Origin of the sequence: Microbacterium psychrotolerans, assembly GCF_031085295.1 — a bacterium.
Lineage (GTDB): Bacteria > Actinomycetota > Actinomycetes > Actinomycetales > Microbacteriaceae > Microbacterium > Microbacterium psychrotolerans.
The window spans coordinates 1-18,300 of sequence record NZ_JAVFWO010000002.1; the positions used below are offsets into that span (position 1 = coordinate 1).

The 18,300-nt window shown below is 71.3% G+C and carries 18 protein-coding genes; 8 read left to right on the forward strand and 10 right to left on the reverse strand.

Going from position 1 to position 18,300, the window contains the following annotated elements; all coding sequences use genetic code 11:
- Window positions 1–29 precede the first annotated feature (29 nt).
- From dapE to Q9R08_RS04510, 3 genes are all read left to right on the forward strand, one after another.
- A complete protein-coding gene (dapE, locus tag Q9R08_RS04500) occupies window positions 30–1,106 on the forward strand; it encodes a succinyl-diaminopimelate desuccinylase (protein ID WP_308866663.1) in 1,077 nt (358 codons plus the stop codon).
- Window positions 1,088–2,314, forward strand: a complete 1,227-nt coding sequence (locus tag Q9R08_RS04505) for a hypothetical protein (protein WP_308866664.1) — start codon at window positions 1,088–1,090, stop codon at window positions 2,312–2,314. The genes dapE and Q9R08_RS04505 overlap by 19 nt, the downstream gene beginning before the upstream one ends.
- Before the next feature lie 95 nt (window positions 2,315–2,409).
- Complete coding sequence (locus tag Q9R08_RS04510; RefSeq protein WP_019179788.1) at window positions 2,410–2,583, forward strand: DUF3117 domain-containing protein; 174 nt, start codon at window positions 2,410–2,412, stop codon at window positions 2,581–2,583.
- 63 nt (window positions 2,584–2,646) lie between these two features.
- Here Q9R08_RS04510 and Q9R08_RS04515 read toward each other — a convergent pair whose 3' ends face one another.
- Window positions 2,647–3,282, reverse strand: coding sequence for an O-methyltransferase (locus tag Q9R08_RS04515; RefSeq protein WP_308866665.1), 636 nt, complete (start codon window positions 3,280–3,282; stop codon window positions 2,647–2,649).
- Between the two features lie 73 nt (window positions 3,283–3,355).
- Here Q9R08_RS04515 and Q9R08_RS04520 point away from each other — a divergent pair, with 73 nt between their 5' ends.
- Window positions 3,356–3,739, forward strand: coding sequence for a Sec-independent protein translocase subunit TatA/TatB (locus Q9R08_RS04520; RefSeq protein WP_308866666.1), 384 nt, complete (start codon window positions 3,356–3,358; stop codon window positions 3,737–3,739).
- Window positions 3,740–3,752: 13 nt separating this feature from the next.
- Here the strand turns inward: Q9R08_RS04520 and Q9R08_RS04525 are convergent, their stop codons facing one another.
- Genes Q9R08_RS04525 through Q9R08_RS04535 form a run of 3 tightly spaced genes read right to left on the reverse strand, consistent with a single transcriptional unit; the run spans window position 3,753 to window position 6,762 of the window.
- Window positions 3,753–4,907 (reverse strand): Mrp/NBP35 family ATP-binding protein, encoded by a 1,155-nt coding sequence (locus tag Q9R08_RS04525; RefSeq protein ID WP_308866667.1) that lies wholly within the window; start codon window positions 4,905–4,907, stop codon window positions 3,753–3,755.
- The gene (locus Q9R08_RS04530) at window positions 4,904–5,431 is read right to left on the reverse strand and encodes a DUF1003 domain-containing protein (RefSeq protein ID WP_308866668.1); all 528 of its coding nucleotides are present in this window, start codon (window positions 5,429–5,431) and stop codon (window positions 4,904–4,906) included. Before Q9R08_RS04530 ends, Q9R08_RS04525 begins: the two co-directional genes overlap by 4 nt.
- Window positions 5,431–6,762 (reverse strand): magnesium transporter, encoded by a 1,332-nt coding sequence (locus Q9R08_RS04535; protein WP_308866669.1) that lies wholly within the window; start codon window positions 6,760–6,762, stop codon window positions 5,431–5,433. Before Q9R08_RS04535 ends, Q9R08_RS04530 begins: the two co-directional genes overlap by 1 nt.
- A 40-nt stretch (window positions 6,763–6,802) precedes the next feature.
- Here Q9R08_RS04535 and Q9R08_RS04540 point away from each other — a divergent pair, with 40 nt between their 5' ends.
- Both Q9R08_RS04540 and Q9R08_RS04545 read left to right on the forward strand, forming a co-directional pair.
- The gene (locus Q9R08_RS04540) at window positions 6,803–7,603 is read left to right on the forward strand and encodes a YflT domain-containing protein (RefSeq protein ID WP_308866670.1); all 801 of its coding nucleotides are present in this window, start codon (window positions 6,803–6,805) and stop codon (window positions 7,601–7,603) included.
- Window positions 7,600–8,298 carry an alpha/beta hydrolase family protein gene (locus tag Q9R08_RS04545; RefSeq protein ID WP_308866671.1) on the forward strand — a complete coding sequence of 233 codons (699 nt, stop codon included), beginning with the start codon at window positions 7,600–7,602 and terminating at the stop codon, window positions 8,296–8,298. Before Q9R08_RS04540 ends, Q9R08_RS04545 begins: the two co-directional genes overlap by 4 nt.
- Here the strand turns inward: Q9R08_RS04545 and Q9R08_RS04550 are convergent.
- Window positions 8,274–9,473 carry a citrate/2-methylcitrate synthase gene (locus Q9R08_RS04550; protein ID WP_308866672.1) on the reverse strand — a complete coding sequence of 400 codons (1,200 nt, stop codon included), beginning with the start codon at window positions 9,471–9,473 and terminating at the stop codon, window positions 8,274–8,276. The genes Q9R08_RS04545 and Q9R08_RS04550 overlap by 25 nt on opposite strands.
- 112 nt (window positions 9,474–9,585) lie before the next feature.
- Between Q9R08_RS04550 and Q9R08_RS04555 the strand changes: the two genes are divergently transcribed.
- Window positions 9,586–10,734, forward strand: a complete 1,149-nt coding sequence (locus Q9R08_RS04555; protein WP_308866673.1) for a citrate/2-methylcitrate synthase — start codon at window positions 9,586–9,588, stop codon at window positions 10,732–10,734.
- Between the two features lie 36 nt (window positions 10,735–10,770).
- Here Q9R08_RS04555 and Q9R08_RS04560 read toward each other — a convergent pair whose 3' ends face one another.
- From Q9R08_RS04560 to Q9R08_RS04570, 3 genes are read right to left on the reverse strand one after another with little or no spacing between them, the layout of a single operon-like run.
- Window positions 10,771–12,591, reverse strand: a complete 1,821-nt coding sequence (locus tag Q9R08_RS04560) for a gamma-glutamyltransferase family protein (RefSeq protein ID WP_308866674.1) — start codon at window positions 12,589–12,591, stop codon at window positions 10,771–10,773.
- 4 nt (window positions 12,592–12,595) lie between these two features.
- Window positions 12,596–14,029: an aminopeptidase P family protein gene (locus tag Q9R08_RS04565; protein WP_308866675.1), complete on the reverse strand. Its 1,434-nt coding sequence runs from the start codon at window positions 14,027–14,029 to the stop codon at window positions 12,596–12,598.
- 40 nt (window positions 14,030–14,069) lie between these two features.
- Window positions 14,070–15,092: an endonuclease/exonuclease/phosphatase family protein gene (locus Q9R08_RS04570; protein WP_308866676.1), complete on the reverse strand. Its 1,023-nt coding sequence runs from the start codon at window positions 15,090–15,092 to the stop codon at window positions 14,070–14,072.
- A gap of 84 nt (window positions 15,093–15,176) precedes the next feature.
- Here Q9R08_RS04570 and Q9R08_RS04575 point away from each other — a divergent pair, with 84 nt between their 5' ends.
- Entirely contained in the window at window positions 15,177–16,100 is a 924-nt protein-coding gene (locus tag Q9R08_RS04575) for a PHP domain-containing protein (protein ID WP_308866677.1), read from the forward strand.
- A gap of 47 nt (window positions 16,101–16,147) precedes the next feature.
- Here Q9R08_RS04575 and Q9R08_RS04580 read toward each other — a convergent pair whose 3' ends face one another.
- The gene (locus Q9R08_RS04580; RefSeq protein WP_308866678.1) at window positions 16,148–16,582 is read right to left on the reverse strand and encodes an SHOCT domain-containing protein; all 435 of its coding nucleotides are present in this window, start codon (window positions 16,580–16,582) and stop codon (window positions 16,148–16,150) included.
- 106 nt (window positions 16,583–16,688) lie between these two features.
- Window positions 16,689–18,221: a DEAD/DEAH box helicase gene (locus tag Q9R08_RS04585; protein WP_308866679.1), complete on the reverse strand. Its 1,533-nt coding sequence runs from the start codon at window positions 18,219–18,221 to the stop codon at window positions 16,689–16,691.
- Window positions 18,222–18,300 lie beyond the last annotated feature (79 nt).

An 18,300-nucleotide genomic window follows, 5' to 3' on the forward strand; every position in this document is an offset into this window, starting at 1 on the left:
GGCATCATTCCGCTCGGTAGACTCGGGGAATGCCCGCGCTCGATCTGTCGCTGTCCTCTGCTGAACTCACTCGCATCATCTGCGACATTCCGAGCGAGTCGGGCGATGAGAAGCTCCTCGCCGACGCGATCTTCGCGGAGATCTCCGCGCTGGATCACCTGGAGGTCTACCGCGACGGTGACACCATCGTCGCGCGCACGAGCCTCGGTCGCGCGCAGCGCGTCGTGATCGCCGGGCACATCGACACCGTGCCGATCAACCGCAACGTCCCGACGAAGGACGTCGAGCTCGAGGGGCAGCCGTTCATCTGGGGCCGTGGCACGGTCGACATGAAGGCGGGCGTTGCAGTGCAGCTCAAGCTCGCCGCCGAGCTGATCGCTCCACGCGTCGACATCACGTGGATGTGGTACGACCACGAAGAGGTCGACGCCGACCTCAACGGTCTCACCCGCTTGGCACGCACGCGCCCCGACCTCTTCGCCGGCGACTTCGCGATTCTCGGCGAGCCGTCGAACGGCGAGGTCGAGGGCGGCTGCAACGGCAACCTCCGCGCCATCGTGCGCACGCACGGCGTCCGCGCCCACAGTGCGCGGGCCTGGATCGGCGAGAACGCGATCCACAAGGCGGCGCCCGTGCTCGGCCGGCTCGCCGCCTACGAGCCGCGCGATGTCGCTGTCGAGGGACTCGTATACCGGGAGGGCCTCAACGCGGTCCGCATCGGCGGCGGCGTCGCCGGCAACGTCATCCCCGATCTGTGCGAGGTGGAGGTCAATTACCGCTTCGCTCCGAGCCGCGATGCCGCTGAGGCCGAGGCGCATGTGCGCGAGGTGTTCTCCGGCTTCGATGTCGAGGTCGTCGATGTGGCGGCGGGCGCTCGTCCGGGTCTCGACGCACCGCTGGCGCAGGAGTTCCTCTCAGCGGTCGGCGCCGAGCCCCGCCCGAAGTACGGCTGGACCGACGTCGCCCGCTTCAGCGCGCTGGGCGTGCCGGCCGTCAACTATGGACCGGGAGACCCGCACCTCGCCCACCACGACGAGGAGCGGGTGCCGGTGGCTCAGATCGAGGCGGTCGAGCAGGGCCTGCGGGCGTGGCTGGCGACGAGCTGACGGCCGATACCGCGCCCCGCCCCTCGTGGCGGAGTATCGCACTGCGGGTGGCGGCGATCTACCTGGGCGCGCGCCTGATCACCACGCTGTTCCTCTTTCTCGCGGCCGAGCTGTCGGGTTTCCAGAGCCGCATGGGAGCGGATGCCGGCCTCGGCGACACCGTCGTCGCGTGGGATGGCGCGTGGTATTGGCTGGTCGCGTTCTCGGGCTACCCGACCTCGCTTCCGCTGACGGATGCCGGGCAGGTGGCGGAGAACGCATGGGCGTTCCTTCCGCTCTACCCCTACCTCGCGCAGGCGGTCGCCGTGCCGTTCGGCGGCCAGTGGGGGACCGGTGCCCTGATCGTGTCGCTCATCGCGGGGTACGGAGCATCCGTCGCCCTCTACGGTCTGCTGCGGAGCCGCCTCGACGAATCGGCGACGCTCTGGGCGGTGGCGTTCTTCGCCAGTGGCCCGCTCGCCGCGCTGTTCCAGATCGGCTATGCCGAGTCGCTCAACCTCTTGTGGCTGTTCTGCGCTCTCTGGTGCGTGGCGCGGCGGCGCTATGGCTGGCTGTACCTGCTCATCCCTCTGATGGCGTTCACGCGTCCCGGCGTGCTGGCGTTCGCGTTGTTCCTGGCCCTCTTCGGCATCTGGAGGTGGTTCCACCGGGCGCGCGAACCGCTGCGCAGGGCCGAGGTCGCCCACATCATCGCGCTGGGCCTGCTCGCCGCCCTGGCTGGGTTCGCGTGGCAGCTCATCGCCGGCTGGGTGACCGGCGAACCCGGTGCCTACCTTGCCACCGAACTCGCCTGGCGCCGGAACTGGGTGCCCGGTGACCCGTCCTTCGCTCCGCTCGAACCGTTCCTCGCGGGGGTGTCGTTCTGGTTCGAGTCGATGTGGCATCTGCCGCTCGCTCTCGGCTACGCCCTTGTCGGCGCCGGGGTCCTGCTGATCGCGGCGGCGCTCGTCCTCCTGCCGCAGGTGCGCCGCCTGGGAATCGAGATCCGGCTGTGGAGCGCCAGCTATCTGGTTTACCTGCTGTTGGTCTTCTTTCCACAGTCGAGCATCTTCCGGCTGCTCGTCCCGCTCTCACCGTTGTGGGGTGCGTTCGCGGTGCCGCGGTCGCGTGTATGGCGTAGCGGGGTGCTCTTGCTGTGCCTGATCGGCCAGTGGTGGTGGATCTACAACATGTACGCGCTCGGCAACAGCACGTGGCAGGTGCCATGACGCGACATGACGGATGCCGCTTTCCCCAGGCGTGCCCGGGGCACGTGCCCTCACGATAAACTTGATCCGCAGACCATCGATGAAAAGGAGCCGCAATGGCAGCCATGAAGCCGAGAACCGGAGACGGGCCGATGGAGGCCGTGAAGGAGGGTCGACTCATCATCGTGCGCGTGCCGCTCGAGGGAGGCGGTCGCCTGGTCGTCTCGGTGAACGACGCTGAGGCCAAGGAGCTCTACGACGTACTGGGTGGCGTCGTCAACGCCGCGTAGTTGCACGTTGCGCGAATGGCCGGTCCCGACGGGACCGGCCATTCGCGTCTCTCCGGGACTGTCTCAGGAGAGGGCGACGGTGGTGAGCTGCAGCAGCCCTTCGCCGGTGATCGACAGTGCTCCGATCACGGCGGGCGATGCCTGCGTCTCCTGGATGAGCGAGCGGTAGGCGGTGGTCACCGAGTCGCGGCGGACCGGGTCGGCGACGCCGCCGCCGGCGAGGACGCGGGGGACGAGCACCGTGCCACCGGCGCGCACGAGGCGGAGGCCGTGTTCGACGTACTCGATGACGCCATCGGGATCGGCGTCCACGAGCACGATGTCGTAGGACGCCTCGTTCATGCGGGGCAGCACCTCTGCGGCGCGGCCGGTGATGAATCGGGCACGGGCCGGCGGGATCCGCGCTTCAGCGAAGGCCTGACGCGCGGCTCCGAGATGCTCGGGTTCCTTGTCGATGGTGGTGAGGGTGGCGCGGGGCGAACCGTGCAGCAGCCAGAGACCGGACACTCCGGCGCCCGTGCCGATCTCGACGATGTTGAGCGCCTGCGACGCGGCGGCGATGACCGCACATTGCGCGCCGATGGCGGGACTGATCGGCGCGGCTCCGAGCTCGAGCGCGTGCGCACGAGCTCGCGCGATGTGCTCCGGCTCGCTCGTCGCCTCATCGACGAACCGCTGGTTCGCGTTCTGCTCTCCCATCAGCATCCCTCCGCCCGCCAGCCTACGCGGCCCCGCGGTGCTGACCGCACAGGCACGGCGGTAATCTGAAGGCATGATCTTCGGCCTCACGATCGAGAAGCTTCTGCTGATCGGACTCGTCGCGGCACTCATCCTCGGACCCGAGCGTCTGCCGCGGTATGCGGAGTCCCTCGCGGGACTGACGAAGCGGGCGCGGGAGTGGGTGACCACCGCGCGCACGCGTGTGCGCGACGAGATGGGCGAGGACTTCGACGACGTCGACTGGCGCACCCTCGACCCGCGCCAGTACGATCCGCGGCGGATCATCCGCGAGGCGCTGCTGGACGATGCGCCGGTGGCCAGTGTCGCCGCCGCAGCGCAGGCCGCGCCCGCACCGACGCCCCCGACCACGCCCGTGGCGTCGCCCTTCCGCGGTCCGGCGGACGGGCCGACGCCCTACGACACCGAGGCGACCTGACGCCGAGCTGATGTCACCGCGGGCGGAACGGGAGCGAGCGTCCCGACAGGCCCCGCGGCGCACGCGCCAGTTCTGCGGCGATGCGTGCGATGACCTCGGCCGCCGGATCGCCGGGGTGTGCGAGGACGGCCGGGACGCCGGCATCCGCGTCCTCCCGCAGCGTCGGGCTGAGCGGGACCGAGCCCAGCAGCGGAACCTCGGCGTCGGGCTGAGACAGCGCCGCGGCGACCGCGGCGCCGCCTCCGGCGCCGAACAGATCCAGCGTCGTGCCGTCGGGAAGAGTCAGCGCGGACATGTTCTCGATCACGCCGATCACCCTCTGGCCCGTCTGACGCGCCACCAGGCCGCTGCGCACAGCGACATCCGAGGCCGCGGTCTGCGGCGTGGTCACGACCAGCACGTCCGCGTTCGGCAGCAGCTGGCCGACCGAGATCGCGACGTCGCCGGTGCCCGGGGGCATGTCGAGCAGAAGCACGTCGAGATCGCCGAAGTACACATCGGTGAGGAACTGCAGCACGGTGCGGTGCAGCATCGGCCCGCGCCATGCGACGGCGCCGACCGGGCTGTCCCCGTCCCGTCCGCGCAGGAACATCCCGATCGAGATCACCTTCACGCCGTGCGCGACGGGGGGCAGCATGAGGTCGTCGACGCGCGTGGGCTGCGGGACGCTGCCGTCGGCGGCCACGAGACCAAGCTGACCGGGGATCGAGAAGCCGTGCACGTCGGCGTCGACGAGCCCGACGGCCAGGCCGCGCTCGGCGAGCGCGGCGGCGAGGTTCGCCGTCACAGTGGACTTGCCGACACCACCCTTGCCGCTCGTGACGGCGATGACGCGCGTCAGGGTGCCGGGGCCGAACGGCATCTCGCGCGTGCGTCCGCCGCGGAGTCGCTCGGTGAGCGCGTGCCGCTCGGCCGGAGTCATGACGCCGACATCGAGCGCGACATCCGTGATGCCCGGGACGGATGCCGCGGCCGCGCGCACGTCGGAGGCGATGCGGTCGGCAGCCGGGCATCCGACGATGGTGAGGGCGATCGCGACATGGGCGACGCCGCCGTCCACCGAGATGTCGCGGACCATGTCGAGCTCGCCGATCGGACGGCGCAGCTCCGGATCGGGCACAGCGCCGACGGCGGTGCGGACGGCGTCCGCGTCCGTGGGAACGCTCATCTGGTGGCGCCCTCGTCGACCTCGGGGTTGTTGTCGAGCTTCTCGAGCAGGGCGCGCAGCTCGGTGCGGAGCACCTCGCGCGTCACGACCTGGTCGGCGAAGTCGTTTACGGCCATGCGCAGCGCCACGACCTCGCGCGCGAGGTACTCGGTGTCTGCGAGGTTGCGCTCGGCGCGCTGACGGTCCTGCTCGATCTGGACCCGGTCGCGGTCGTCCTGCCGGTTCTGCGCCAACAGGATCAGGGGGGCCGCGTACGACGCCTGCAGCGACAGGATCAGCGTCAGCAGCGTGAAGTTGGTCGCGGCAGGGTCGAACTGCAGCTGCGGGGGCATGAAGATGTTCCACGCGAGCCACACGGCCACGAAGACGGTCATGCCGATGAGGAAGCCCGACGTGCCCATCGCGCGGGCGAACGCCTCGGAGAAGCGCCCGAACCTGTCGCTGGACTGCTGCGGGCTGCGCTGCAGCATGCCGGAGCGGCCGCGCGGCGCGTCGAGTGAGGGCTGGCGGTTGGCGCGTGCCATCAGCGCCTCCTGCCGGTGCTCTTGGGCGTGCCGAAGGTCAGCGTGCTCGCCGTGTTCGTCGGTACGGGTTCGGATGCCGGGCGGCGTTCATCATCCTCCGCATCGTGAGATCGCCAGTCCTCGGGCAGCAGGTAGTCCAGCACGTCGTCGACGCTGATCGCGCCGACCAGCCGGTGGGCCGGATCCACGACAGGAAGCGAGACGAGGTTGTACGACGCGAGGAGTCGGGCCACCTCGGCGGCCGATGCGGTGGCGGGCACCGGGTCGAGCGTGTCGTCGATGATCGCGCCGAGGCGCTCGTGGGGCGGGTAGCGCAGCATCCGCTGGAAGTGCACGGTGCCGAGCAGCCTGCCCGTCGGCGTCTCGTACGGCGGCAGCGTCACGAAGACCGCGGCCGCGAGTGCGGGGTGCAGTTCGTGGCGCCGGATGAGGGCGAGCGCCTCGGCGATGGTCGCGTCGGCGGACAGCACGATGGGCTCGCTCGTCATGAGACCGCCCGCGGTGTCGGGGCCGTACTTCAACAGCGCGCGAACGTCCTCCGCCTCCTCGGGCTGCATGAGCTCCAGCAGCTCCTCGCGCTGGTCCTCGGGCAGCTGGCCCAGCACATCGGCGGCATCATCGGGCTCCATCGCATCGAGGATGTCGGCGGCGCGCTCGTCGTCGAGCGCCTCGAGGATGTGAACCTGCTCGTCCTCGGGCATCTCCTCCAGCGCGTCGGCGAGACGGTCGTCGGGGAGCTCTTCGACCACTTCGAGGAGCCGATCCTCGGGGAGGTCGAGCAGCGTGTTCGCCAGGTCGGCGGGGCGCAGCTCGGAATAGGTCGCGACGAGCTGCTCGGCCGACTGGGCCTCGCCCGGCACCTGGCTCTCGCGCACCGCATCCCAGTTGGCAAAGGTCGTCGGTCCCTTGGCGAAGGGAGAGGCGCTCGTCTTCGGCTTGCGCAGGAAGAGCTGTCCGACATCCCACTCGCCCAGACGGTTGCGCTCGATGGCGACGTCCTCGATCACGGCGGTGCCCGAGCCGTCGGCGAAGAACACCTTGCGCCCGAGCATCTCGGCCATCACGCGCACCTCGCCGCCGCGCTGCTGGAAGCGTCGCACGTTGATGAGTCCGGTGGTGATCACCTGGCCGGTGGCGATGGAGGTGACGCGCCCGATCGAGACGAAGACGTGGCGTCGGCCGGGAATCTCCACGACCAGTCCGATCACGCGGGGCGGATCGTCTTTTCGATAGATGACGACGACGTCGCGGACCTTGCCGAGACGGTCGCCGGCGGGGTCGAAGACCGAGCACCCGGAAAGGCGCGCGACGAAAACCCTCTGCGTGCTCACACGTCCCAGCGTAGTCCGCGTGCCATGGGAGGATGGGGAGATGACCATGATGGGAGGGCGCTCTCCGCAGGGTTCCGACGCGGTCGGCCAGACCGTGGCGAGTTTCCCGACGTACGAGGCGGCGCAGAAGGCGGTGTCGTCGCTGATCGCGGCCGACATCCCGGCGCGCGACATCGCGATCGTGGGTCAGGGGCTCCGTTCGATCGAGCGGATCACCGGTCGCCTCGGCTACGCGTCGGCGGCGCGTTCCGGCGCCGTGAACGGGCTCCTCCTCGGACTGCTGTTCTCCGCGATCCTGGTGATCGGATCCCCGTCGGTGCCTATCCAGGCTTTCGTCGGGGTGCTGTTCGTGGGCATCGCGATCGGCATGCTGCTGAGCATCGTGACGTACTCGTTCGTGCGCCGCCGCCGCGACTACGCGTCGGTGATGCAGGTCGTGGCCGACCACTATGAGGTCACCGTCACCGACAACAGCGTCCATCGCGCACGTCAGGTGCTCGGCCCACAGACGCCAGCGGCGCCGGTCGCGCCCGCGGCGCCCGCGACTCCGACGGCGCCTGCTGCGACTGCCGTGCCCGCTCCGGCCGCGTCGACGACGGAGCCGCCGAGGTACGGCGAGCGTGTCGTGCCGAACGCGGATGCCGACAGGCAGGATTCGCACCCTCCGGCGCCCGAGCCGCCCGCCGCAGAGGCATCCGCGGCTGAACCGGACGACGTCTCCGGTGCGCCTGCGGACGCCGCCGCCCCGGATGCCGCCCCCGGGGATCCGGCCCAGGGCGACGAGCAGGACGCCGTCGACGCGTCGAAGAAGTCGCGCGCCGGAGACAGCGAGCGCGCATGAGCGCAGGCGGGGACTCCTCACGGATCACCGTTGCGCTCCCGAACGGAAGCGCCGACATCTCGGCCGACCTCGTGGCGCCCGCGGCGCCCTGGGCGTTCGCCGCCCTTGCGCACGGCGCAGGCGCCGGCTACCGGCATCCGTTCCTGACAGGCTTCGCCGACGCGCTCGCGCACGAGGGCGTCGCGACGCTGCGCTTCAACTTCCCCTACCTGGAGGCAGGGCGACGGATGCCGGGCCCTGCGGCTCACGCCGTCGCGACGTGGGCCGCTGTGCACGCCGCCCTGAGGAAGAACGCGGCCGGGGCGCCGATCTTCGCGATGGGCAAGTCGTACGGCGGACGCATGGCGTCGATGGCTGCCGCGGAAGGCGTGATCGATCCGTCGGGGCTGATCTACCTCGGCTATCCGCTCCACCCGCCGGGGAGTCCCGACAAGGCCCGTACCGCGCACCTGCCGGATGTCTCGCAGCCGCAGCTGTTCGTCGAGGGCACCAACGATCCCTTCATCGATCCCCACGACCAGCTCGACGCGGCGGTCGCCTCGTGCCGGGACGCCGAGATCATGTGGATCGACGGCGGCGGCCACTCGTTCGAGGTCAAGGGCCGGAAGCGCCCGCCGGCGGAGGTCGCCGCCGGGCTCGTCCCCCCGGTCGTCGCGTGGATGCGCCGGAATCACTCCGACGCAGGACCCACGTAACGACCCCGGGGCCGCAGCCGCATCGGGCGCTCGTCGTACTCGTCGAGCGCGTGGGTGATCCAGCCCGCGATGCGACCGACGGCGAAGACGACGGCGCCGGCATCGTCGGGCATCTGCGCCCAGAGCGCGAGCGCCGCGAGGGCGAGGTCGAGGTTCGGTCGTGCGTCGGCACGGCGGGCCACTTCACCGGCGACCGCGTCGACGGCCGCCATCACCTCTGCGCTGCCGGGCGTCTCCCGCAGCAGTTCCATCAGCACGGCTGCCCGCATGTCTGCGCCGGCATACAGCGCCTGGCCGAAGCCCGGGATGCCGCGCCCGCCGTCGCGCACCGCGCGGGCGATCGCCGTGGAGGCCGGGTCTCCCTCCTGCACGGCGCGCAGCATGCGCACGGCGGCACGGCTCGCCGTGCCATGCAGGGGCGCGTCGAACGCGCCGAGCGCGGCCGTGACGACGGCGTAGCCGGATGCCCGAGCCGAGGCGGCGACCCGGGCAGCGAGCGTCGAGACGGCGAGGTCGTGGTCGATCACGAGGACGAGTGCGGCGTCGAGCAGGCGCGGTCCGTGCGGATCGCCGGACGCGGCCAGCGCACGCCACAGCGTGGGGGCGATCGCGTCGGCGTCGCCCTGCGGAGAGAGAGACGCGGGAACGCCGGTGAGCAGCCGCGCACCGACGCGGATGAGCTGTGACGGGTCCGGGTCGTCGCGCAGGGGATCGGTGGCGCCCAGCGCCGCGACGGCGACCAGTATGCGATCCAGCGACGAGGCCGTTTCGCCGAGGGCCGCGATCGTGCGGCGCGCCACGGCGAGGTCGGCGTCCGACGGACCGCGCAGCGACGGCACATCCCAGAGCCACGTCACGACCTCTTCGAACGACTGCTCGCGTGCGAGGCGGGACGCAGACCGCTCCCGGTAGTGCAATTCGTCGTCGTCGATGTGGGCGAGGTTCGTGTCGAGCACCATGAGGGGAGTCCCCGCTGCAACCGTGCCCGGCGCGGCACGGGGCGACCGGCGACGCCGTCGGGCGAAGGCCTCGACCTCGAGCGGATCGAACGACGAGCCGGCGGCGTCCCGCTCGCGTGAGAGGAGTCCCCGTGACACGTAGGCGTACAGCGACTCCGGTTTGACGCCGAGCCGCGCGGCCGCCTCCACAGCGGTGAGGCGGGGGAGGTCACTCACGATGTTGATCCGATCAAGATTGACGAAAGCGTGATCAAGTTCCGACACTGACTGTAGCGGCAATCGCCCGCCCGACACCCGGACGGGCGGCCCGGAACGACAAGGAGCCGACATGAGCACGACGACACAGTCCGCCACGAAGGACATCCCGCGAGGTCTCGCCGGCGTCATCGTGGCCGAGACGACCGTGAGCGATGTCCGCGGCGCCGAGGGCTTCTACCAGTACCGGGACCGCTCCGCGATCGAGCTGGCGGCCTCGGCGACGTTCGAGGACGCCTGGCAGCTGCTCGTGACGGGCGAGACGGCGACGGGCGCCTCCCGCGCCGGGTTCGCCGCCCGCGTCGCCGCCGCAGCCGGCCGCCGTGGCGACATCGATGCCGTCGTCGACGCGGTCGCGTCGGCCACGCCCGAGGTGCTCGCCGGCCTCGCGGCGGCGTGGCCGCTGCTCGGCGCGCGGCGCGGCATCCGTCCGCTCTACGATCTCGACGAGGACCAGCGCCTCGACGACGCGATCGCGTTCGGCGCGTCGACGCCCGTCCTGGTAGGGGCGCTCTGGAGGCGGGGCCGTGGGGAGGCGGCGCTGCCCGGGCTCGACGGCCGAGGCCTCGTCGCGAACTACCTGTACCAGGTGACCGGCGCCGAGCCCGACGAGGAGACCGAGCGCGCGCTCACCACGTATCTCATCGCCGTCATGGACCACGGCTTCAACGCGTCGACGTTCACGGCGCGGGTCATCGCCTCGACCGGAGCGGATGCCGCCGCGTGCCTGGCCGGCGCCCTCGGCGCTCTGACCGGACCGCTGCACGGCGGGGCGCCGTCGCGCGCGCTCGACGGGCTGGACGCCGTGGGAAGCGCCGACCGCATCGAGCCGTGGATCCGCGGCGAGCTCGCGGCCGGGCGCCGGCTGATGGGCTTCGGCCATGCCGTGTACCGCACGGCCGATCCGCGCGCCGAGCTCATGAAGCGCGTCGCGCTGCGCACCGGCGGTCCGCGCGTCGAGCTGGCGGTGCGGTTCCAGGAGACGGCCGAGCGGATGCTCGCTGAGGCCAAGCCCGGCCGCGAGCTGCATGCGAACGTGGAGTTCTGGGCGGCGCTGGTCATGGAGCGATGCGGGCTGCCGCGATCGATGTTCACGCCGACGTTCGCGGTCGCCCGCACCATCGGATGGACCGCGCACATCCTCGAGCAGGCGCGCGACCCGAAGATCATCCGGCCGTCGGCGCGCTACGTCGGTCCGCAGGTGCGAGCCGCAGCGGCCTGACCTCGGCCGGCGCATGAGCGATGCGCCGGCGCAGGACTATCGTCCCGCGGCGTACCCCTGCATGCCGCGAGGGTTGGCGGCACCCCAGACGACGCCGGCGGCGGCATCCCGTCCCACGGCCGACACCCGGCCGAGCGCCCAGTCGCCCGCGCGCGTCACGACGTGTCCCCGGCGCTCGAGGCCTTCGATCAGGGCGTCGCCCAGGCGGTTCTCGACGACGGCGCCGGCGGGCGTCCACGTGCGCGGCCAGAACGACTCGGGCAGCGAGGTCGTGTGCAGCGCGGGGGCGTCGATCGCCTGCTGCGGCGAGTAGCCGCCGACGATGATCCGCAGGAGCGCCAGCAGCTGCCACTGGTCCTGCTGGTCGCCGCCGGGGGAGCCGATCGCGAACTCGGGGGCACCGCCGCGCAGGACGAGCGTCGGCGTGAGCGTCGTGCGCGGCCGCCGTCCCGGCACGAGCGAGGACGGGTGCCCGGGCTCGAGCCACGTCATCTGCAGGCGGGTGCCCAGGCAGAACCCCAGCGCAGGAATCGTCGGCGACGACTGCAGCCAGCCGCCCGACGGCGTCGCCGAGACGATGTTTCCCCAGCGGTCGATGACGTCGAGATGACACGTGTCGCCCCGCGTCTCACCGGAAGACGACACGCGCTGCTCGGCCGCCGTGACGGTCGGCTCGCCGGTGCCGAGCGCCGGCGCATCGTACGTCGTACGCAGCGGGGGACGGAACGCCGTGCGCCCCGGGAGCGGGCCCGGCCGGAACTGCGCCGAGGCGGTCTCGGTGATCAGCGAGCGGCGCGCGTCGAGATAGTCGGCGGACAGCAGCGCGTCGAGGTCTACGTCGTCATCGCCGAACCAGCCGTCGCGATCGGCGTAGGCGAGCTTCTGCGCCTCGAGGATCGTGTGGGCGCCGGCCTCCTGCGACGGATCGAGGAGATCGTCGGCGAGCGGCTCGAGCAGACCGAGGGTCTGCAGCAGCGCCGGCCCCTGCGTCCAGGCACCCGCCTTCGCGATCGTGCGCCCGCGGAACTCCCGCGTCACGGCCGGTTCATAGCCGGCGTCGAAGCCCGCGAAGTCGTCGGGCGTGATGACGCCCGCGTGCGCGCCGCCGTCCGAGTGCCGATGCGGCTGGGCCAGGAACGCCGACGCCTCGTGCGCGACGATCCCCGTCTTCCACTCTCGGCGTGCGGCGTCGATCCGGGCGGCGCGCCCGACCGGACCGTCGTCGCGCACGGTACACGATGCGTGCACCAGCCCGTCGAGGACGGCGGCATACGCCGGATTGCGCATGACCCGCCCCGCGGCGGGAGGTTCGCCGTCGGGCATCCACAGCTCGGCGGAGGTCGGCCAGTCATCCCGGAACAGCTCGGCCACGCGCGCGATGGTCGCGGCGGCGCCTGCCACCAGCGGGTGCCCGTCGCGGGCGTAGCCGATCGCATATGCGAGCACGTCGGTGAGCTCCCACGTCCCGTGGTCGCGCAGCAGCAGGAGCCAGGCGTCGACCGCCCCGGGCACCGCCGCGGCGAGGCCGCCCGCACCGGGTACGAGGTCGAGCCCCTCATCGCGGTAGTGCTCGATCGTCGCTCCCGCGGGTGCGGGTCCCTGGCCCATGAGCACCGTCGGGGCGGCGGCACCCGCCGGTTGGAAGATCCCGACGAGGTCCCCGCCGGGGCCGTTGAGGTGTGGTTCCACCACGTGGAGCACGAAGGCCGCGGCGACCGACGCGTCGAACGCGTTGCCGCCGCGCTCGAGAACCGCCTGCGCGGTGGCCGTCGCAAGCCAGTGGGTCGATGCCGACATGCCGAACGTGCCGGTCAGCGTCGGGCGCGTCGTGAACGGCGCCGGAGCGGTGTAGGCCACGGGCTCAGCGCCCGCCGGCCGCGATCCAGGCCTCGACCTCATCCGCGGTACGCGGGATGGCGGCCGACAGGTTGACGGGGCCGTCATCGGTCATCAGGATGTCGTCCTCGATGCGCACGCCGATGCCGCGGTACTCCTCGGGAACGGTGAGGTCGTCGATCTGGAAGTAGAGTCCCGGCTCGATCGTGAAGACCATGCCGGCCTCGAGGATGCCGTCGTAGTACATGTCGCGGCGGGCCTGAGCGCAGTCGTGCACGTCGATGCCCAGGTGGTGGCTGGTGCCGTGCACCATGTAACGACGGTGGTGGCCGCCGCTGTCGGCGTCCAGCGCTTCCTCCGCCGTCACCGGCAGCAGGCCCCATTCGGCGACCCGTGCCGCGATGACCTGCATGGCGGCCTCGTGGACGGAGCGGAACCTCACGCCCGGGCGAGCCGCGGCGAAGGCGGCGTCGGCGGCTTCGCGCACCGTCTCGTAGACCTTGCGCTGCACATCGGTGAAGCGGCCGCTCACCGGAAGCGTGCGCGTGATGTCGGCGGTGTAGAGGCTGTCGACCTCGACGCCGGCGTCGATCAGGATGAGGTCGCCCGGCACCACGGCGCCGTCGTTGCGTGTCCAGTGCAGGTAGCACGCGTGGGGACCGGATGCGGCGATCGTGTCGTAGCCGACCGCGTTGCCGTCGCTGCGGGCCCGCTGATGGAACACGCCCTCCACGACGCGCTCCCCGCGGGGGTGCTCGACGACGGCGGGCAGGTTCGCGACGATGTCGTCGAAGCCGGAGGCGGTCACCTGCACCGCGAGCTCCATCTGCCCGATCTCGTACGCGTCCTTCACAAGCCGCAGCTCCGACACGAATCGCGTGAGGTCGTCGTCCTCGTCGAGAACGACATCGCCGTCGCCGGACTCGAAGTCGTCGATGTGGGCGGTCGCAAGGGCGAGATCGGCGGCTACGCCGGCGAGCGCAGGCCGGGGGCCGATCCAGAACTCGCCGATCGAGGCATCCGAGTAGAACTCGCTCGTCGTGCGGTCGGCGCGCTCGCGGAAGTACAGCGTGACGTCGTGGCCCCCCGAGGAGCGGGGCTCGAAGACCAGCACGGCGCCGGGTTCGGAATCCGACGCCCACCCCGTGAGGTGCGAGAACGCCGAGTGGGCGCGGAAGGGGTAGTCGGTGTCGTTGCTGCGCGGCTTCAGCTCACCGGCGGGGATGACCAGGCGCTTGCCGGGGAACGCGGCCGAGACCGCGTCGCGGCGCCGCGCCGCGAAGGGCGCCTGCGGACGCGCCGGGGGTGCGGTGTCAGGGCGCTCGGCCCACCCGGTGGAGATCGTGTCGAGGAAGCCCTGACCGAACGGCTGGCGCCGGTTGGTGCTGGTCGTCGGCGGTGTGGCGGTCTCCGTGGTGCTCGTGGCGCCGGTGGACTGCTCGCTGGCTGCGCTGCTCATGCGTCCCAGTCTCGCATGCGCGGGCGGCTGCGAGACAGGCTCAGCCGGCCGGCTCGTACTGGACGATCAGCGGGCGATGATCCGACCCGGAGTCGTCGAGCGACCGCAGCACGAGCGACCCCGATGCGCGCCACTGCGGGGTGGCCATCACATGGTCGATCGGCGTGCCGAGGACGGCAGGGAGGTCGGCCGACCAGGTGCCCAGCGCTCCGTTGCCCGTCTCGACGGCGGCGTCGGTGCAGTGGCCGAGGGTGGCGCCGTCGAGCCCCAGACCCGCCATGTGGTCGACGGTCGCATTGAAGTCGCCGGCCATGATCACGTTGCCGTCGCCGCACTGGTCCGCCAGCCACTGCAGGTCGTCGCGCCAGCTCTGCATGTAGCTCGGCCGCGGCGCGACCGCGTGGACGGCGACCACGATGGGGCCGTTGCCCGAGACGGGCATCGCGACCGCGCTCGGCACGGTGGAGGTGTTGCTGGTGCCGTCGAGTGAGGACTCGATGACCGCGTAGTCGCCCAGGTCGGGCGAGATCAGGAGGGTCGTAGACCCGGCGTCCCATTCTGTCGACGGATCCGAGGCGTGGTGCGCCCACATCCGGTGGCCGAGGTCGCGCATCGCGAGCGCGACGCTCTCACCTGTCTCGATCGTGGTCTCGGGCAGGGCGACGATGTCGGCATCCATCGCGACGGCGATCTTCGCGATGGTCTCGGGTGGCGTCGCCGGGCCGGCCGTGTTCCACGTCATCACCCGGACGCTGGCATCCGTCTTCGCCGGCAGCGGGTCGGTGCCGAGGCCGCCGCGCGCCGACAGCACGGCGACGTTCGCCACGGTCGCGACCCCGGCGACGAGCGCGATCGAGAACGCCAACGGCCGCAGTGGCCGTGCGATCGCGAGGAGCAGCGCGAGCAGCGCGGCCGCGGCGAACGCGAGCGCGAGGATGCCACGGAACGACACGATCTGGGCGATCGGGTAGATGCGCTCGACCCGGAAGAACCCGGGGAACGTGAGCACCGCTGCGGCGATCGCGCACAGCACGGTCACGAGGATCCCGAGCAGGCGAAGCACGACGGCGACTCTATGCGAGCAGGCTGGGAGATCCGTCAGCGCACCGGGCGTGGCGCGAGGTAGCGCCCGCGCTACGCTCGGAGGATGCCCGGATCGTCCCGACGCCCGTTCCATACGTCGCCGACGCGGCGCGCGGAGCCCCGGGACGCGGGCGCGCAGCGCTTCGAAGGGCCGAGCGATCTGCATCTGCACTCCGCGAACTCCGACGGCACGCAGCCGCCCGCCGAGGTGATGGCGTCCGCGCACCGCTACGGGGTGCGGACGGCGGCTCTCACCGACCACGACACGACCTCGGGGTGGGCGGAGGCCGCCGACGCCGCGACGTCGCTCGGCATGACCTTCATCGCCGGCATGGAGCTCTCGGCCCGTCACGAATGGCGCAGCGTCCACGTGCTGGCGTATCTGCCGGATCCCGATGAGCCGGCGCTCCGCGCCGAGACCACCCGCATCCGCTCTTCGCGTCTGGATCGCGCCCGGCTCATGGCCGACCGGATCTCTCGCGACTACGACCTCGTGTGGGACGACATCCTCGAGCAGACGAGCGACGGGGCGACCGTGGGGCGGCCGCACATCGCGGACGCGCTCGTGGCTCGCGGGCTGGTGCGCGACCGCGCAGAGGCATTCGCCGGCATCCTCAGCCCGGGCGGCGACTACTACGTCGCGCTGTACGCTCCCGACCCGGTGACCGCCGTGGGCCTCGTCGCCGGTGCCGGGGGAGTGCCCATCATCGCCCATCCCGCCGGACGGGCCGGCCTGCTGCCGGTGCGGCTGATGGAGCGGATGCTGGATGCCGGCCTCGCCGGCTTCGAACTCGGACACCGTGAGAACCGGGATCCGGCCCTCACCACGCTGCGCGACCTGTGCCGCGAGCGCGATCTCATCGTCACCGGCTCGAGCGACTACCACGGTCTGGGCAAGCCCAACCAGCCGGGCGAGAACACGACCAGCGACGACATGGTGGCGCGGATCATCGAGCGGGCGACCGGAAACGCCCCTGTCTACCCGTGAGGGCGGACAGAGGCGTCTCCTTGCAGTGCGTGCCGCAGCTCAGGTGATCAGCTCAGCGCCTTGGCCTTGAGCGCGTCGTACTCGGCCTGCGTGATCGTGCCGGCGTCGAGCAGACCCTTGGCCTTGGCGATCTCGTCGGCGGCGCTGGCGCCGCCCGATCCCGCGACGGACTTGATGTAGGCGTCCTGGGCGCTCTGCAGCTCGGAGGCCTGCTTCGCGCTGCGCTGGGCCATGCCGCTGCCGCGTGCGATGAGGTAGACCAGCAGCGTCAGGAACGGCACGAAGATCAGGAAGATGATCCAGACCGCCTTCCACCAGCCGTTCAGCTTGTGGTCGCGGAACAGGTCGCCGATGACGGCGAACAGCGCGAACAGGTACGCCATGAAGAAGAAGATCCAGAGGAACCACCAGATGATGTCCCAGAAGGAGCCCCAAAAGCCCTGGTACTCATATCCGGTGGTGACGGCATCGAGGATGTGCACGATACGCCTTTCTTGACTGCGAGGTAGCGGCGCGACGTGCGCCGCTTGCGCTCACCATAGCGCGGTCGCGGTGCCGCATGACGGCACCGCGACCGGACAAGACGAATCAGGCGCCGACCGTGGCGCCGCCCGCGGGCGCGGACCCGCCGCCGCTGCCGCCGCGACGGCGACGGCGCCGACGCGGCGCGGGCTTTCCGTCGTGGTGCTCCTTGCCGCCGCCGTCGTGGGTCCCGCCGCCGTCGTTGGAACGGTCGCCGTCGGTCGACGGCCCGCTCTGCCCGGCCGAGGCGGATGCGCCGCCGCCGGCGGGCTCGAAGGTCGAGCCCACACGCTCGGAGTCGCCACCGCGACGCCGGCGACGCCGGCGGCCCGGGGCCTCGCCGTTGGTCTCGACCTCGGCCGCGGCATCCGCTGCTCGTTCGGGCTGCACGCGAACCGCCTGCGTCTTCGGGGCGGTCACGATGCGCCCCTTCGTGCCGGCCGGGATGTCGAGATCGCTGAACAGGTGCGGGCTGGAGGAGTACGTCTCGACGGGCTCCGGCTGCCCGAACTCGAGCGCGCGGTTGATGAGGGCCCACTTGTGCAGGTCCTCCCAGTCGACGAAGGTGACCGCGATGCCGGTCTTCCCGGCGCGGCCGGTGCGGCCCGCACGGTGGAGGTACGTCTTCTCGTCGTCGGGGATCGTGTGGTTGATGACGTGGGTGACGTCGTCGACGTCGATGCCGCGCGCGGCGACGTCGGTGGCGATGAGCACGTCCTTCTTGCCGGCCTTGAAGGCGGCCATCGAACGCTCGCGCGCCTCCTGGCTCATGTCGCCGTGCACCGAGGCGGTATTGAACCCGCGGTCGCCGAGCTCGTCGGAGAGCCGCTGCGCTGCGCGCTTGGTGCGCGTGAAGATCACCGTCTTGCCGCGGCCGTCCGCCTGCAGGATGCGGGCGATGACCTCGTCCTTGTCGAGCGAGTGCGCACGGTAGACGAGGTGGTTGATGTTCGCCTGCGTGAGGCCCTCGTCGGGATCGGTCGCGCGGATGTGAATCGGGTTCGACATGAACCGGCGGGCCAGCGCGACGATCGGCCCGGGCATGGTGGCCGAGAAGAGCTGCGTGTGGCGGATGGCGGGGACCTTCGAGAAGATCTTCTCGATGTCGGGCAGGAATCCGAGGTCGAGCATCTTGTCGGCCTCGTCGAGCACGACCTCGGTCGCGTGCGAGAGGTCGAGCAGCCGCTGGTTGTTGAGGTCGATCAGGCGGCCGGGGGTGCCGACGACGATCTGGGCGCCGGCCTTCAGCTGGTCGATCTGGCCCTCGTACGCCTTGCCGCCGTAGATGGCGACCACACTGGTCGGGCGATTCGACGTGAGCATGTCCATGTCTTCGTAGACCTGGACGCACAGCTCGCGGGTCGGCACCACGATGAGCGCCTTGACGCCCGGCGCGGGGGTCGGACCGAGCCGCTGGACGACGGGGATGCCGAAGCCGAAGGTCTTGCCGGTGCCGGTCTTGGCCTGGCCGATGATGTCCTGGCCCGGGAGGCCGAGGGGGATGGTCTGCTCTTGGATGGGAAATGCGTCGACGATGCCCTTTGCGGAGAGCGCCTCGACGATGTCCTGATCAACGCCGAGTTCGGCGAAGGTCGTCACGATGTGTGCCTGTCCGGCAGTGAGATGCTGCCTGGGTTCTTGCCCGGGCGCGGTTCCGGCCTCTTCGAGGTCGCCGCGC

Excerpts from the sequence above, each read along its gene's own strand:
- Q9R08_RS04510 (WP_019179788.1), top strand. The coding sequence starts at position 2,410 with ATGGCAGCCATGAAGCCGAGAACCGGAGACGGGCCGATGGAGGCCGTG.
- Q9R08_RS04520 (WP_308866666.1), top strand. The coding sequence starts at position 3,356 with ATGATCTTCGGCCTCACGATCGAGAAGCTTCTGCTGATCGGACTCGTC.
- Q9R08_RS04555 (WP_308866673.1), top strand. The coding sequence starts at position 9,586 with ATGAGCACGACGACACAGTCCGCCACGAAGGACATCCCGCGAGGTCTC.
- Q9R08_RS04530 (WP_308866668.1), bottom strand. The coding sequence starts at position 5,431 with ATGGCACGCGCCAACCGCCAGCCCTCACTCGACGCGCCGCGCGGCCGC.
- Q9R08_RS04525 (WP_308866667.1), bottom strand. The coding sequence starts at position 4,907 with ATGAGCGTTCCCACGGACGCGGACGCCGTCCGCACCGCCGTCGGCGCT.
- Q9R08_RS04545 (WP_308866671.1), top strand. The coding sequence starts at position 7,600 with ATGAGCGCAGGCGGGGACTCCTCACGGATCACCGTTGCGCTCCCGAAC.
- Q9R08_RS04540 (WP_308866670.1), top strand. The coding sequence starts at position 6,803 with ATGACCATGATGGGAGGGCGCTCTCCGCAGGGTTCCGACGCGGTCGGC.
- Q9R08_RS04565 (WP_308866675.1), bottom strand. The coding sequence starts at position 14,029 with ATGAGCAGCGCAGCCAGCGAGCAGTCCACCGGCGCCACGAGCACCACG.
- Q9R08_RS04515 (WP_308866665.1), bottom strand. The coding sequence starts at position 3,282 with ATGGGAGAGCAGAACGCGAACCAGCGGTTCGTCGATGAGGCGACGAGC.
- Q9R08_RS04575 (WP_308866677.1), top strand. The coding sequence starts at position 15,177 with ATGCCCGGATCGTCCCGACGCCCGTTCCATACGTCGCCGACGCGGCGC.
- dapE (WP_308866663.1), top strand. The coding sequence starts at position 30 with ATGCCCGCGCTCGATCTGTCGCTGTCCTCTGCTGAACTCACTCGCATC.